Origin of the sequence: Cytobacillus sp. IB215665 (assembly GCF_033963835.1) — a bacterium.
Lineage (GTDB): Bacteria > Bacillota > Bacilli > Bacillales > SM2101 > Nanhaiella.
Genome location: NZ_JAXBME010000002.1, coordinates 82,942 through 98,694 on the forward strand (window position 1 = coordinate 82,942; position 15,753 = coordinate 98,694).

Sequence of the window (15,753 nt, forward strand, 5' to 3'; positions counted from 1 at the left end):
CCTGATAATATTTGTCAGGGTCTCTATCGTTAAAATAGCTTATTTATCGTACTAAGAAATAACAAACAGATTTGTCTTTTTGCTTTCACATAGATAGTTGTTTTTCATACCTAGATTTCATAGTATCTTTTCTTCAATAAAACGACGTATAACAACATCATTATCTTCTAGTTTAGGAAAATAGTATCATAGCTTACGAAAAGAGCGTCCCTACATTGAATATAATAATTAATGAAGAGCTAGCTGTTTATGAAGAAATGATATCATGCCTATCCCATTTTATAGTGAAAATCACCTTTTTCGATCGAGGCTTTTGCTGCTCATAAGCTTCTGTAATCAGTTGTTTTTGTCCTTGAATTTGTTCCGCTAAAAAACCAGCTTCTAGTTGAAAGGTTATATTGTCAGATGATAAGCGTTTTTCAACAAGCTGTCCATTTAATTCGAGGTGTAGCTCGTTTTTCGTTTCTTTTACAGTGGATAAGTTCCCCCACCCAGCCTCATGAAAAAATGACATGATTTCATCAATATTATTACATGGAAATTTTCTAGCTAGATCTTTTCCAGATAAATACATAATAAATGATAATTCTTTTCGGAAAATATTCGGAAGCACATGTTCTCTATAGATTTCTAACCCAAAAGCAGGTACGGATGTATTGTTTTCTTCTGTATGTTCTTCGGTATAGATTAAGTCTTTCATTTTGACCCCCTCTTCACCAAATTATTATATAACAATAGCAGCATTAAGGCATAAGTTTTTTGTTTACTTTCAATGAAAACTTTTAAGGATACAGATTGTTCGTCTTTAATGAAGAGTGGATCACCGGAATATGGAAAATTACGGTGCAATTTGATTGATTATGACGAAAAAAAAGAAAATTCATGAATATTTTATGAACACGTTTTCTTGACGCTTGATAATGATGAGAGTACAATAAATTTGTTACATTATATTGATAAAAAATGCAATCTATTCATTTTTTATTTTTTCCCCATCATAAGTATTGGGGATGGGATTTTATTTTATTTTACTTTTGTTTTAAGTTTTCAAAAAAATGATTCAACTCAAAGGGGGTATAACTGTGGAAAATAATCGTGAATTCTTTTATCGCAGATTACATTCACTATTAGGAGTCATTCCAGTAGGGATATTTTTAATTCAGCATTTAACTGTGAATTACTTTGCGACAAGAGGTCCGGAGGCGTTTAATAAAGCGGCTCACTTTATGGAAGGTCTGCCATATCGCTATGTTTTAGAGGCTTTTGTCATTTTTCTTCCTATTTTATTTCATGCGATATACGGGCTGTATATTGCTTTCACAGCTAAAAATAATGTAAGCAATTATAGTTTTTTCAGAAACTGGATGTTCCTATTACAACGTATATCAGGGGTTATTACGTTAATTTTCATTACTTGGCATGTTTATCAAACCCGAGTTCAAGCAGCTTTCGGTGCAGAAGTTAATTATGATATGATGGCGAATATTTTAGAAAGCCCTATCATGCTTGGTTTTTATATCGTTGGTGTTATTTCAACTATTTTTCATTTTGCAAATGGATTATGGTCATTCCTAGTTAGTTGGGGAATTACCGTAACTCCCCGTTCACAACAAATCTCTACTTATGTAACGATCGGTGTGTTTGTAGCACTTTCATATGTAGGTATTCGTACGATTTTAGCATTCACTTGAATCTAAGTAAGCAATTAAAGGGGTGAGTCACTTTGAGTAACGGAAAAATCATTGTAGTCGGCGGTGGGCTAGCTGGCTTAATGGCAACAATTAAAGCTGCAGAAGCAGGAGTAGCGGTTGATCTATTTTCATTAGTACCAGTTAAACGTTCTCACTCTGTTTGTGCACAAGGTGGTATTAACGGTGCCGTAAATACAAAAGGTGAAGGAGATTCACCATGGGAGCATTTCGATGATACAGTCTATGGTGGAGACTTTCTAGCAAATCAGCCACCGGTAAAAGCAATGTGTGATGCAGCACCTGGTATTATACATTTATTAGATCGTATGGGCGTCATGTTTAACCGTACACCAGAAGGATTACTAGACTTCCGTCGATTTGGTGGAACACAGCATCATAGAACGGCATTTGCTGGTGCAACGACTGGTCAACAGCTGCTATATGCATTAGATGAGCAAGTTCGTCGCCACGAGGTGAGTGGGCTTGTAACGAAATATGAAGGTTGGGAATTTTTAGGATCTGTCATTGATGACGATGGGACTTGCCGTGGTATCGTCGGTCAAGATTTAAAAACAATGGACATTAAATCATTTAAAGCCGATGCAGTTATTTTAGCGACGGGTGGACCTGGAATCGTTTTTGGGAAGTCAACTAATTCAGTTATTAATACTGGATCAGCAGCGTCGATTGTTTATCAACAAGGTGTTAGTTACGCGAATGGTGAGTTTATTCAAATTCATCCAACAGCTATCCCTGGCGATGATAAGCTGAGACTGATGAGTGAATCAGCACGTGGCGAAGGTGGACGTGTATGGACGTATAAGGATGGAAAGCCATGGTATTTCCTTGAGGAAAAATACCCTGCATACGGAAATCTTGTTCCACGAGATATTGCAACACGTGAAATATTCCATGTTTGTGTTGATTTGAAACTAGGAATAAATGGAGAAAATATGGTCTATTTAGACCTATCACATAAAGATCCTAAAGAGCTTGATGTTAAGCTTGGTGGTATCATTGAAATTTACGAAAAATTTATGGGTGATGATCCACGTAAATTACCGATGAAGATATTCCCTGCTGTTCATTACTCAATGGGTGGTTTATGGGTTGATTATAATCAAATGACAAATGTACCTGGCCTATTTGCTGCAGGAGAATGTGATTATTCTCAACACGGTGCTAACCGCCTTGGTGCAAATTCATTACTGTCAGCAATTTATGGAGGTATGGTCGCTGGGCCAAAAGCTGTTGAATATATTAATGGTCTTGAGAAAAGTGCTGAAGATATATCCTCTACTTTATTTGAAAGCTTTGAGAAGCAAGAAACTGACAAATGGAATAATATTTTAAATCTTGATGGTAATGAAAATGCTTATATTCTTCATAAAGAACTTGGAGAATGGATGACCGATAATGTAACGGTTGTTAGGCACAATGATAAGCTACTAAAAACAGATGAAAAAATACAAGAACTTATCGAACGTTTTGATAATATTAATATTAATGATACAGCCAAATGGAGTAATCAAGGTGCATCATTTACTCGTCAACTTCAAAACATGCTACAATTATCACGTGTTGTAACGATTGGTGCATATAATCGAAACGAAAGTCGCGGTGCTCATTATAAGCCTGACTTCCCAGATCGTAATGATGAAGAATGGCTAAAAACAACGATGGCAAAGTTTGTTGATCATAAATCAGCACCAGAATTTAGTTACGAAGATGTTGATGTATCATTGATTGAACCACGTAAGCGTGATTATACGAAGAAAAAGAAGGGGGAGAAGTAAGATGAGTGAGCAAAAAGTCGTTCAATTTATTATTACACGACAAGATGAGCCTGATTCTTCCCCTTATGAACAAGAGTTTGAAATTCCATATCGACCGAACATGAATGTCATTTCAGCACTTATGGAAATTCGCAGAAATCCGGTTGATAAAAATGGTAATAAAACAGCTCCAATTAATTGGGATATGAACTGTTTAGAAGAAGTATGTGGTGCTTGCTCAATGGTCATAAATGGAAAGCCACAGCAATCATGTACAGCTTTAGTTGATAAATTAGAGCAGCCGATTAGATTACAGCCTATGAGAACATTCCCAGTCGTGCGTGATTTACAAGTTGATAGAAGTAGAATGTTTGATTCATTGAAAAAAGTTAAGGCTTGGGTTCCGATTGATGGAACGTACGATTTAGGACCTGGTCCACGTATGCCTGAAACAAAACGTCAATGGGCTTATGAACTATCAAAATGTATGACATGTGGTGTGTGCTTAGAGTCTTGTCCGAACGTTAACAGTAAATCAAACTTTATTGGACCTGCTCCACTTTCACAAGTTCGCTTGTTCAATGCACATCCAACAGGAGCAATGAACAAGGGCGAGCGTCTAGATGCACTTATGGGTGAAGGTGGTCTGGCGAATTGTGGGAATTCCCAAAACTGTGTCCAATCATGTCCAAAAGGAATTCCATTAACTACTTCAATTGCATCCTTAAATAGAGATACAGCTATTCAATCATTTAAGAATTTCTTCGGAAGTGATCGAGTTTAATGAGTAATGAAAACCTCTTCAACGTTTGAAGAGGTTTTTTGTTTTCTTATTGATTATGCTTTTATACTAAGTCCAGCTGAAAATATGAACAAAGTCTTGAGGCTATCTATCTCGCATTAATATAATATGAAATGAACTTGCATAACAACAAGCATAAGTAACTTTTCTTCTCTAAAAAGATGCAAGGGGCATCTAACCTCATTCTACTGCTTATATAAAAATAGCAACAAAGTGAAACGAGCATTTCTATTTTAAAATAAATTCTCCGGTCACTGGGTTATGATCACTATTTTCATACCCTAAGTAATCTCCTGATACATTTATAACTTCAATATTTGGAGATACTAAGAAGCCATCAATTACAGCTAAGAAATTCACTCCTTCTCTAAATGGATATTGGGTTGTGCGGCTAGTTGGAACCTTTGGATCTGTTACCCATTGGAAGCCCTCGGGTTTAAATGTTTCAGGGAATTCTTGCAGCCAATCAGGCCACTCTTCTGTTGTTTCGAATAAATAAGGATCTGTTCCAGGAATAACATGATTCCAGTCTCCACCTAATATTAAATAGTTTTCTTTTTGTATCTCATTTGCTAAATATTGAGATAAATATTGTAATTGCTGTTTTCTCACCTTCCCACCTTCATCATAGGCTGATAAGTGTAGGTGAATAAGAATCAGCTCTTTTCCATTGTCGATAGGAATTCTATTTTCGGTAAATGCACGGTCCAAATCAAATAATTGTCTAGGCCAGTCTTCTTTTCCAGCTAGTGCAAATCTAGTACTTTGTTCAATTTTGTATTTAGATAAAGTCAATATACCACTATTTGCTGATCCCATTGGATCTAGGATTGGTACTGGTACCCAAGGGACTTTGTAATTTACACCATACGTATAACTATAATCAGGTAATTTCTTTGAAATATGATCAACTTGATTAATGTGATTGCTACGTGAAGAATCAGTATCAACTTCTTGTAATAAATAAATATCAGATTTTTTATCCTCTATGTATGACGTTATCGCTTCTATATTTATCAAAGTTTGTTCTTTGCTACTTGATTTTGACATTTTTCCACCGTCTAGAAAGAAATCTTGCTCCTTATCTAACCCTGCATAACCAATATTAAAAGTAGTCATCGTAAAAGGTTCATTTGCCCTAAGCATATTTCCATTTTGGTTATTAACTGTAAGTGGAATTTTTTCTGCAGGTTTATAATCTGTAACTGTCACATAAATCAAAAAAATGATAAATATTAGTGCGATTGATAGAATGATATAACTTAACCATTTTGCGACTTTTATTGCCATGTACATTCTCCTTTATTAATACGTTTGTTATTACAAATACTGCAACTATCACTATCATAAGAATTTTACCTATAATTATATTGTAATAAAAACTAAGTGAATAATACATGTTTTCTTTCGATTATTCTGAAGATTTAGTATAATAATAATGAAATTTAAATATGGTAGATAAGAATTTAAGAATAAATTGTATAGTGAGGGGGACGACTGTGAACTCCGTTAAAGCTGTAGAAGTACAGAGGTGGGAGAACTGGTCTGGGAGTGTTGTAAGTAAACCTGCAAAGGTCATGTACCCAAAAAGCATTGAAGAAATTATTTTAATCGTTAAACAATGTAACAAAACTAATCAGGCTATACGTATGGTTGGTTCTGGTCACTCATTTACATCATTAGTAGCAACAAACGATCTATTACTTTCATTGGACCTCCTTGAAGGGGTAGAACAAACAGACCGAGAGAATGATATTGTTTCTGTTTGGGCAGGAACAAAGCTGCATGTTTTGGGAGACGCTCTTCACAAACTTGGATATGCACAAGAAAATTTGGGTGATATTAATGCTCAATCGATAGCTGGAGCTATAAGTACTGGTACTCATGGGACGGGAATCCAGTTTAGTAGTTTGGCTACACAAGTTGTTGAAATGACTGTAGTAACTGGGAAGGGAGAGTTACTAGAATGTAGTATGGATAAAAACACTCAAATGTTTAAAGCTTTACAGCTATCATTGGGTGCTTTAGGTATTATTGTTAAACTTAAGCTAAAGGTTGTACCGGCATATAAATTACTGTTAGAGAGCAAACGAATGTACTTAGATGATTGCCTACAAAATCTAGACAAATATAAAACGGAAAATCGACACTTTGAATTTTTTTGGTTTCCATATAGCAAATATGTTCAAGCCAAATTTGTTAATAAAACAAACGATGATAAAACGAAAAAAAATATTACAGATTCATTTAATAAAAAATTTATTGAGAATGGGTTGTACAAGGTGTTATCAGAAGGGTGTCGATTAATACCTTCGTTAAGTAAATCGGTAAGCAGATTGTCAGGAAGAGTAGTTCCGAATGAGCGAGCCATTGACGATAGCTATAAAGTTTTTGCATCAATAAGAGATGTTAAATTCAATGAAATGGAATATAATATTCCAGCTAATCAGCTTGCCAATGTGCTTACAGAAATAAAGGATATGATTAATGAAAAAAAGTTCCCCGTGCATTTCCCAATAGAATGTCGCTATGTTAAAAGAGATGATATATGGCTAAGCCCAGCTTATGAGAGAGACTCTGCATATATTGCTGTTCATATGTACAAAGGAATGGAATACAAAGATTATTTTCGTAGTGTTGAACAAGTTTGCAGAAAATATAACGGCAGACCTCATTGGGGGAAGATGCATACACTAACAGCACATACACTAAAAGAAGTATATCCATTTTGGAATGAGTTCTTGCAGTTAAGAAATGACTTAGATCCAAATAGTCTATTTTTGAACACATACTTACGTCAAATATTCGATATAGCTCCTACCTCTACGACGTCAACAAATTCACAATTAGCTGGTTTTTAATATTTTTTTAAGGCTCTTTTCGTAAACTTGGTCGCTTTTTTTCACTTACATTTGAGCAACTGATGTATATTATATAATTTTTATAGTCTTTAGTGAGGAAAAAATGTTTATTCGAGTATAGCTCTCATAACGAAAACAGTCTTTTATAATCACCTCTATAGGAGCTGGCACGTGGTCAACTAATAATTACGGTTAATTAAAACAACCCATTACATATAACCAAATCAAGCAATTCATTACTGTTTATTAACTGAGAAAATAAACTCTGATATGTAGTGTCATGTAAAAGAAAATCAAGATGTTCGTACATTTTGGACGAAAATAATCACAGCCATACTCCTTCAAACATAAGATAACATGACTAAATATATACCCATCCGCTAGTTCAGCTCGTACCTTTAGCAAGGAGGGTTACAATATTTGAAGGAGAAGGAGTTTCAACCAAAGCCGTTACTCACTAAAAGAGAAAGAGAAGTATTTGAATTGTTAGTTCAAGATAAAACAACAAAAGAGATTGCTAGTGAATTATTTATTAGCGAGAAAACTGTTCGAAATCATATTTCAAATGCCATGCAAAAGCTAGGAGTTAAGGGGCGTTCGCAGGCAGTAGTCGAGCTATTGCGAATGGGTGAACTTAAGCTTTAATGTATACCGGCTTACCTTACATAGGGAGGCCGGTTATTTATATGCCTTTATTTTGTAAGTAACTTCTGTAAGCAAACGAGATCGACATATAATATTAATCAATAAAAATAAGTAGTGGATTACACAATCTAAGATGTAACTTGATGATTTGATACTGGAGGTTATCAAATGAAGAATTTTAGGATGTTGAAGAACTTAAGCAGAGTACAATTTATACTATTGTACTCTGCAGTTATATCCATTCCACTCGTTGTTGATTATTATATAATCAAGTATTTTATTAATTCTTATACGTTTCAGATCGAGTTCACTGAATTGATAATTGTATGGGGTATTTGCTATGTATTAAGTTTCTTTATGTCCATATACGTTTGGAGCTGGTTTAAGGAACATACAATGTAATATGTGCATATAACTAGTTTCATAGAAAGCTTCTTTATATACGCTGTGACTTATTCAGCTAGGAATGACTGTGCTTCGATTTTATCAGCAAACAATATTAATATTTAAGTGATATGATTGTCTAAGGTTAAAAAGCTTTTATACAATTTAGTAGCTATACTTCACCTTGTGAAATACTTGCATTTCAATTCAAAAAGTTAGAAAATAAGGTGACACTTTAAATATACATCGAGAAACGAGATAAGAATGAGGCGATTTTTTGTTAAGACCGATTGGAGTTATCGATTCAGGAGTAGGGGGACTAACGGTTGCGAAAGAAATCAATCGTCAGTTACCTAAAGAAAGAATCATTTATTTAGGAGATACTGCTAGATGTCCTTATGGGCCGAGGCCTAGTGAAGAAGTCCGGAAATATACATGGGAAATGACAAATTACTTGCTAACATATGATATTAAAATGCTTGTCATTGCTTGTAATACTGCTACAGCTGCAGTATTAGAAGAAATAAAGCATGAGCTCAGTATACCTGTTGTTGGTGTAATTCATCCAGGAGCTAGGACTGCACTAAAAATAACAAGCAATAATCATATAGGTGTAATTGGTACTGTAGGTACAATTGCTAGTGGAGCTTATAAACAAGCATTAGAGTCTATTAACCACAAAGTTTATGTAGAATCACTTGCATGTCCTAGATTTGTACCACTCGTTGAGAGTGGTGACTACGAAGGGGAACAAGCGAAAAGAGTGGTTGCTGAAACTTTAGTAGAATTAAAAAATAAAAGTATTGATACACTTATTTTAGGTTGTACTCATTACCCACTTCTAAGTCATTTAATTAGTGAATTTATGGGAGAACGAGTGAATATTATTTGTTCGGGAGATGAGACTGCTCGGGAAGTCAGCACGATTCTATACCATAGCGGATTATTAAATGATGAAGATGGTAATAATAATCATCTATTCCTTACAACAGGTGCACAGGAGATTTTTCAACAAATTGCTTCGAATTTATTCGGGCATCCTATTGATAATATAGAAACTATTAGTTTATAAAACCATTAAATGAGATGCTTTATTTTACGTCCTCTAGCCAAGCTAGAGGGTTTTTTCTTTTTTATCGGTCTAAAAATAAAAACAGCTCGTATACATAGTAGTACAAACTGATGTAAGGGGGAAGATAAATGAAAACATGGAAAATACTCAAAATGACTACTGCTATATTAACATTATCAGTGTTATTAGCTGGATGTGGTCTTTTTGGTGGAGAAGATAAAGGCCTTGAGATTGATCCACCTCAAGAAACAACTTATTTGGAGGAAGGGGAATTTACTGACGGAGAAAGTGTAATGGATTCAGAACAAGAAGCAGGTGTAAGTGTTGATGTACAGGAAGATGGAGTGGCAGACACTGTTCAACGTGAATTATTTCTGCTAGATCAATATGGAATGGTCGTTCCGCAAACAGTAGAGTTACCAATAGTAGAAGGTCCAGCAAAGCAAGCTTTAGAATACTTGGTACAAGATGGGCCAGTAGAGGAAATGCTTCCTAATGGATTTAGAGCTGTATTACCTGCAGGTACATCAGTTGAGGTGAACATAGTAGAAGGTGGAACAGTAATTGCGGATTTTTCAAAGGAATTCGAAGAGTACAATAAAGAAGATGAACTAAAAATATTACAAGCAATCACATGGACATTAACTCAGTTTGAAACAATTGATAAAGTACAAATAAGGATAAATGGTTACGATCAATCTGTAATGCCTGTGAACGGAACACCGATTGGGGAAGGGGTTAGCAGGGAGCACGGTATTAATTTTGATGAAAATGAAGTTGCTGATATTACAAATTCATACCCTGTTACAGTCTATTTCTTAGCAGAAAATGCTGATTCAATCTACTATGTTCCTGTTACTAGAAGAGTAGCGAACACAGAAGAAAATAGCATCGTTGCTGTCATTAATGAATTAGTTGAAGGACCTAGTTACACATCAAAATTATTAGGGGCCATCAATAATGAAGTTGAATTATTGAGTGAACCGATCATCCAAGATGGGCAAGTTATTTTAAATTTTAATGAATATATTCTCGGAAGCTTTTCAGAAGAACCGATTATTAATACAAATGTATTAGATACATTAGTCCTAACACTAACAGAGCAGGAAGGTATAGAACAGGTAGCTATTCAAGTAAATGGGGAAGCAGAGCTTGTGAATGAACAAGGTGAATTATTAGCCGAACCAGTGTCAAGGCCAAAAAATGTGAACATGGATAGTTTTTAAAAATCTTTTTTTGATATACTATATAAAGATGAGTACAAGAGGTAGGCGTAATTGAGCTACCTCTTCTTATTGTCTAGCTCCAGCACCCATTCCCTCGAGGTCGCTTCGTCATAGCATCTGAAGGCAAAGAGCACCTTCGTATGTTATGACTCCAGCGCTTGTCGGGAATAACCAGGGTGCTTGCGCATTTCGTAGTTGTCTAGCTCCAGGCGCCATCGGCTCGAGGTCATAAGCTAATCTGTCAAGAAGGTTAAAAAGCAACCTTCCAGCCAGCTTAACTTATGCTTGTCGCCGATAAACAGTCGCCTTGCGCATTTCGTAGTTGTCTAGCTCCAGGCGCCATCGGCTCGAGGTCATAAGCTAATCTGTCAAGAAGGTTAAAAAGCAACCTTCCAGCCAGCTTAACTTATGCTTGTCGCCGATAAACAGTCGCCTTGCGCATTTCGTAGTTGAAAACACTACGCCATTCCCCAAAGTGAGTGGGATTGTTATAGGTGGAATGGGGTGTTTATGTTTGATGAGGAGGAATTATAAATGAGAGTTGATGGACGGAACGAAGATCAATTAAGACCAATACATATTGAGACAAATTATTTAAAGCATCCTGAAGGTTCAGTACTAATCTCTGTTGGTGATACGAAGGTCATCTGTACTGCGAGTATTGAAGATCGAGTTCCACCGTTTATGAGAGGTGAAGGTAAAGGTTGGATTACTGCAGAATACTCGATGTTACCTCGAGCGACTGATTCAAGAAACATACGCGAATCTAGTAAAGGTAAAGTATCGGGAAGAACGATGGAGATACAACGCTTGATTGGAAGAGCATTGCGCTCAGTGGTTGATTTAGAAAAAATTGGCGAAAGAACAATCTGGGTTGATTGTGATGTTATTCAAGCAGATGGTGGTACGAGAACTGCGTCCATTACAGGTGCTTTTGTTGCAGTTGTGTTAGCAGTTGGGAAACTAATGTCTGAGAAAAAATTATCAAAATCACCGATACAAGATTTTTTAGCAGCTACCTCAGTTGGGATAGATGCGAAGCTAGGGCCAATTTTAGATTTGAATTATATCGAGGATTCATCAGCACAAGTTGATATGAATGTTGTTATGACAGGGGCTGGTCAATTTGTTGAGTTACAAGGAACTGGAGAAGAAGCAACTTTTTCAAGAGATGAGCTAAATAATTTATTATCTTTAGCTGAAGAGGGGATTCATGAAATTATTCAAAAACAGCGCGAAGCATTAGGAGAATTCGTCCAACATATTAAATCATCTACTGATGAAAGTGGGAACTAGAGTGAAACAAGTATTAATTGCTACAAAAAATATGGGCAAAGTAAATGAATTTAAGTTCATGCTAGAACCTAAAGGAATTGAAGTAAAGTCTTTGTTCGATATTAACGAGCCGATAGATATCGAGGAAACTGGACAGACCTTTGCTGAAAATGCAGTCATAAAAGCTGAGGATGTAGCAAATCGGTTTCAGACTATAGTCATTGCAGATGATTCAGGATTAGCAGTAGATGCTCTTGACGGTCGCCCTGGAGTTTATTCTGCCCGCTATGCTGGAGAGCATAAAGATGATCAAGCCAATTTGGAAAAAGTATTGCAGGAGCTAGAAGGTGTGCCAACTCATAATAGGACTGGACGTTTTCATTGTGCATTAGCTATTGCTTTTCCTCAAGGAGACACCCATGTTGTTGAAGGTATATGTGAAGGGAGAATTACGGACACCCCTGTAGGACAAAACGGCTTCGGATATGATCCTATTTTTTATGTAGAAGAGAAAGAAAAGACCATGGCTCAATTATCAAAACAAGAAAAAAATGAAATGAGTCACCGAGCTATTGCATTAAAAAAGCTTTCACATTTATGGTCTGAGATATTTGCTGATGAGGACAAGCTAACATGAAAATTATAGTCGTAAGTGATAGTCACGGCTTATCAGAAGAGCTTACACAAGTTGCTCGAAGACACGAAGATGATGTTCAAATGATGATTCATTGTGGAGATTCAGAGCTCCCCGCTCATGCTGAGGAAATGCAAAAATTTAACGCTGTTAGAGGAAATTGTGATATAGACTCTGCTTACCCAGATCATCTAGTCGAAAAATGTGGACAGCAACATTTATTTGTTACACATGGTCATTTATACAATGTAAAAATGACTTTAATGAATCTTTTATATCGTGCTAAGGAAGTTGATGCCAAGATTGTTTGCTTTGGGCATTCACACATAGCAGGATCAGAGATGGCTGATGGAATTATATTTATTAACCCGGGAAGCCTCCGACTCCCGAGAATGCGCAATGAACAAACATATGTTATACTACATATACAAAATAGACATATCCATGTCAATTACTATAATATTGAAGGCAAGCTTATACCATCTTTATCAAGCGAATTTATACTTGAATAATAAAATACATGTTTTTTATCTGCTATAGTACTGAGTCACTTTACCATTACACCAATGGTAAAGTGCTCTGTGAGCAGCATAACGATGAACATATAAATAATGAAAAATAATTTTATATTTATTACAGAAAAATGATTGACAAACAATGCTAATATTTATATAATAAATTTTGTCGTTAACAATTAAACAAATTCTTTTGTCCCAGTAGCTCAGCTGGATAGAGCAACGGCCTTCTAAGCCGTCGGTCGGGAGTTCGAATCTCTCCTGGGACGCCATTACATAACATTGTAACCCTTAATATGACGGGTTTGAACAGATAATGGATGATCATACAGTATAGAATACTGTTTGATCATCCATTTTTTATGCTACTATTGATATGTGAAAATAGACATTTTTTGAAGTATTCATGTGAATATTTTGTAAAAAACTGATAGTTAATATAGCTAGTAAAGTTATTATATTTTTCTAATGTATATAAAAGTAAATATTAGTATATTAACTAAATTATGTTACTTCAGCAAATATGAAAAAGCTCCTCTACTCATTAATGAAAATCAACATTAATTTTCTTCTTGGTGCCTTGGCTTTTCTTTGGCATAGTAACCTCTAGGACACCATTTTTGTATGTTGCTTTCACTCCCTCAATACTTACAGATGTTGGTAGAGTTACTGCTCTATGAAAGCTACCTGTGTGTCTTTCTCTTCTGTATAAATTCTCATCTTTTACATCGTCAGTCCTATTTATAGAGCCACTAATATTCAAAACATTGTTGTCAATTTCAATATTTACATCCTCTTTTTTTTCTAGTCCAGGTATGTCACACGTAGCCACAACCTCATTACTTGTCTCATAAACATCAACTCTAATCATTCCTAAGTAGTTTTGCTCATTGGTAAAGTCAAAAGGGAAGTTAGAGAAGTTAGAAAATAGCCTGTCCATGTCCCTTCTCATGTTTGATAAATGTCTGAACGGATCGTGAGGTATTAATGTCATTTGTTCTCCTCCAAATGCGCAAAATTTAAATTATATAGTAATATTCTCTACAGTAGTTATAGAAATATGTAATATGGATAAGAAATAATTAATACTTCTTATAAATGTATACTGATTTAAGGGAAGATCATGAATGAAAGTTATGTATTGGAAATTACTTTAATTTATAAATTTTATATTGAATAAATGAGGTTGGATTGAAGGCTTCATATTTTCAGTTTCTCTTTCTAACTTTTTGAACCTATTTTTTAAAAAGTTTCACAAATTTAAAAACCTCATTATAACAGTGATGTAAGCGTATTCAAATTGAGTGATAAATACAAATTTTCAAATAATTCTTCAAAAGACTATTGACTCTTTAAACAAATGAGCGTAAGATAGTCCTCAAATAAAAAATTGTCACAATATTTATTAGTTTTTAAAATCTATATTTTTACATGATTTTACGTTAAAATTCCTTAGTTTTTTGTCGGTATAAATACCTAGTGTTGGTCCATTCAAAAAGGTACATTTTAGGATATTTTTTTATATCTATGTATTTATCGATTTAAAGCGTCTATATAATAAAGGGAAGGAGGATATAAGATGGGTGATCAGTGGATTTTTTTAGGTGATACTTTTGTAAGAAAAGAAGATGCAAAAATTTCAGTTTATGATCATGGCTTTTTATACGGAGATGGTGTATTCGAAGGTATTCGAGTGTATAGCGGAAACGTTTATCGGATGAAAGAACATATGGATCGTTTATATCGCTCAGCTAAATCAATTATGCTAACTATTCCTTATACAGAAGAGGAATTGACAGATCTAGTTGTTCAAGCAATCCAAAAAAATAAGTTTGAAGATGCTTATATTCGTCTTGTGGTTTCTAGGGGTGCTGGTGATTTGGGTCTAGATCCATTTAAATGCAGTAAACCTCAAGTTGTTATTATCGTGGAGCCTCTTGCACTTTTTCCGAAAAAGCTGTATGAAACTGGCATAGAGATTATTACTGTTGCAACTAGACGAAATAGACCTGATGTTTTAAGCCCTAAAGTTAAATCGTTAAATTATTTAAACAATATTCTAGTGAAAATTGAAGCGCATTTGGCAAATGTAAGTGAAGCTTTAATGTTAAATGATCAAGGATATGTTTCAGAAGGGTCAGCGGACAATATTTTTATTGTCAAAGATAGCACCCTCTATACTCCTCCAGGTTATGTTGGAGCCCTTGAAGGGATTACGAGAAATGCAATTTTAGAAATTGCTTCTGAATTAGGTTACGAGCTCAAGGAAGAGCCATTTACTCGTCATGATGTATACACCTGTGATGAAGTGTTTCTCACAGGAACAGCAGCAGAGGTCATTGCTGTAGTCAAAGTTGATGGCAGGGAAATTGGCGATGGAAAGCCAGGAAAACATACTAAAAAGCTGCTTGAGGAGTTTAGAAAAAAAGTCGTTTCTGATGGAGTAAAGGTCTATCAATCAAACCAGGAGGTAACGGCGGGCTAGTATATACATTGACTTAGGATTGTAACATCTTTTGTATTTTGAAAATTTAGAAAAAACGAGAAAATGTTGAAGAGGATAAGTAATCTTCGAGTTAGGAAGCTACAGAGAGCCGGAGTTGGTGGAAACCGGTGCTACTATCGAAAGATGAACTCGCCTCCGAGTGTCAACTTGAACGTCATAGTAGAGTTGGCCGGGTGAAATTTAAAAATTTACCCGTTATCAAAAGGAATAGCATTAGACTATTCATGAGATGATCTTATGATCATGAAAAAGGGTGGTACCGTGGAAAGTAAAGTCTTTTCACCCCTTACACTTACTGTTATAGTGAGTGTTTGTTGGGGGTGAAGGGGCTTTTTTTATTACAAAGTTTCCGCATACATTGTTGCTA

14 protein-coding genes, 1 tRNA gene and 1 other annotated feature are annotated in these 15,753 nt (G+C 35.3%); of the genes, 12 read left to right on the plus strand and 3 right to left on the minus strand.

The window, feature by feature from the left end; translation table 11 throughout:
* Positions 1 to 247: 247 nt before the first annotated feature.
* Complete coding sequence (locus SLH52_RS02420) at positions 248 to 700, minus strand: YslB family protein (RefSeq protein WP_320207712.1); 453 nt, start codon at positions 698 to 700, stop codon at positions 248 to 250.
* Positions 701 to 1,082: 382 nt separating this feature from the next.
* On the opposite strand from SLH52_RS02420, the gene SLH52_RS02425 reads away from it, so the two are divergent.
* The 3 genes from SLH52_RS02425 to sdhB are packed head-to-tail and all read left to right on the plus strand — an operon-like array spanning position 1,083 to position 4,250.
* Complete coding sequence (locus SLH52_RS02425; protein ID WP_320207713.1) at positions 1,083 to 1,691, plus strand: succinate dehydrogenase cytochrome b558 subunit; 609 nt, start codon at positions 1,083 to 1,085, stop codon at positions 1,689 to 1,691.
* 32 nt (positions 1,692 to 1,723) lie between these two features.
* Positions 1,724 to 3,487 (plus strand): succinate dehydrogenase flavoprotein subunit, encoded by a 1,764-nt coding sequence (gene sdhA, locus SLH52_RS02430; RefSeq protein ID WP_320207714.1) that lies wholly within the window; start codon positions 1,724 to 1,726, stop codon positions 3,485 to 3,487.
* A gap of 1 nt (position 3,488) precedes the next feature.
* Entirely contained in the window at positions 3,489 to 4,250 is a 762-nt protein-coding gene (gene sdhB, locus SLH52_RS02435; protein WP_320207715.1) for a succinate dehydrogenase iron-sulfur subunit, read from the plus strand.
* Between the two features lie 246 nt (positions 4,251 to 4,496).
* Here the strand turns inward: sdhB and SLH52_RS02440 are convergent, their stop codons facing one another.
* Positions 4,497 to 5,558 carry an endonuclease/exonuclease/phosphatase family protein gene (locus tag SLH52_RS02440; RefSeq protein ID WP_320207716.1) on the minus strand — a complete coding sequence of 354 codons (1,062 nt, stop codon included), beginning with the start codon at positions 5,556 to 5,558 and terminating at the stop codon, positions 4,497 to 4,499.
* A gap of 209 nt (positions 5,559 to 5,767) precedes the next feature.
* Here SLH52_RS02440 and SLH52_RS02445 point away from each other — a divergent pair, with 209 nt between their 5' ends.
* From SLH52_RS02445 to SLH52_RS02480, 8 genes are all read left to right on the plus strand, one after another.
* On the plus strand, positions 5,768 to 7,129 hold the full coding sequence (locus SLH52_RS02445; RefSeq protein WP_320207717.1) for a D-arabinono-1,4-lactone oxidase: 1,362 nt from the start codon (positions 5,768 to 5,770) through the stop codon (positions 7,127 to 7,129).
* A gap of 420 nt (positions 7,130 to 7,549) precedes the next feature.
* Positions 7,550 to 7,774 (plus strand): spore germination transcription factor GerE, encoded by a 225-nt coding sequence (gerE, locus tag SLH52_RS02450; RefSeq protein WP_214481537.1) that lies wholly within the window; start codon positions 7,550 to 7,552, stop codon positions 7,772 to 7,774.
* A 661-nt stretch (positions 7,775 to 8,435) separates the two neighbouring features.
* Complete coding sequence (gene racE, locus SLH52_RS02455; RefSeq protein WP_320207718.1) at positions 8,436 to 9,230, plus strand: glutamate racemase; 795 nt, start codon at positions 8,436 to 8,438, stop codon at positions 9,228 to 9,230.
* A gap of 128 nt (positions 9,231 to 9,358) precedes the next feature.
* Positions 9,359 to 10,456: a GerMN domain-containing protein gene (locus tag SLH52_RS02460; protein WP_320207719.1), complete on the plus strand. Its 1,098-nt coding sequence runs from the start codon at positions 9,359 to 9,361 to the stop codon at positions 10,454 to 10,456.
* 534 nt (positions 10,457 to 10,990) lie between these two features.
* Positions 10,991 to 11,752, plus strand: coding sequence for a ribonuclease PH (rph, locus tag SLH52_RS02465; RefSeq protein ID WP_320207720.1), 762 nt, complete (start codon positions 10,991 to 10,993; stop codon positions 11,750 to 11,752).
* Position 11,753: 1 nt separating this feature from the next.
* Positions 11,754 to 12,368, plus strand: coding sequence for an XTP/dITP diphosphatase (locus tag SLH52_RS02470; RefSeq protein WP_320207721.1), 615 nt, complete (start codon positions 11,754 to 11,756; stop codon positions 12,366 to 12,368).
* Complete coding sequence (locus SLH52_RS02475) at positions 12,365 to 12,877, plus strand: metallophosphoesterase (protein WP_320207722.1); 513 nt, start codon at positions 12,365 to 12,367, stop codon at positions 12,875 to 12,877. Before SLH52_RS02470 ends, SLH52_RS02475 begins: the two co-directional genes overlap by 4 nt.
* A 198-nt stretch (positions 12,878 to 13,075) precedes the next feature.
* Positions 13,076 to 13,152 (plus strand) — tRNA-Arg (locus SLH52_RS02480).
* A 272-nt stretch (positions 13,153 to 13,424) separates the two neighbouring features.
* Here the strand turns inward: SLH52_RS02480 and SLH52_RS02485 are convergent.
* Positions 13,425 to 13,874: an Hsp20/alpha crystallin family protein gene (locus SLH52_RS02485; protein WP_320207723.1), complete on the minus strand. Its 450-nt coding sequence runs from the start codon at positions 13,872 to 13,874 to the stop codon at positions 13,425 to 13,427.
* A gap of 585 nt (positions 13,875 to 14,459) precedes the next feature.
* On the opposite strand from SLH52_RS02485, the gene ilvE reads away from it, so the two are divergent.
* A complete protein-coding gene (gene ilvE, locus SLH52_RS02490) occupies positions 14,460 to 15,365 on the plus strand; it encodes a branched-chain-amino-acid transaminase (protein WP_320207724.1) in 906 nt (301 codons plus the stop codon).
* A 57-nt stretch (positions 15,366 to 15,422) separates the two neighbouring features.
* Positions 15,423 to 15,676 (plus strand) — a binding site (T-box leader).
* The last annotated feature ends 77 nt before the right edge of the window (positions 15,677 to 15,753 follow it).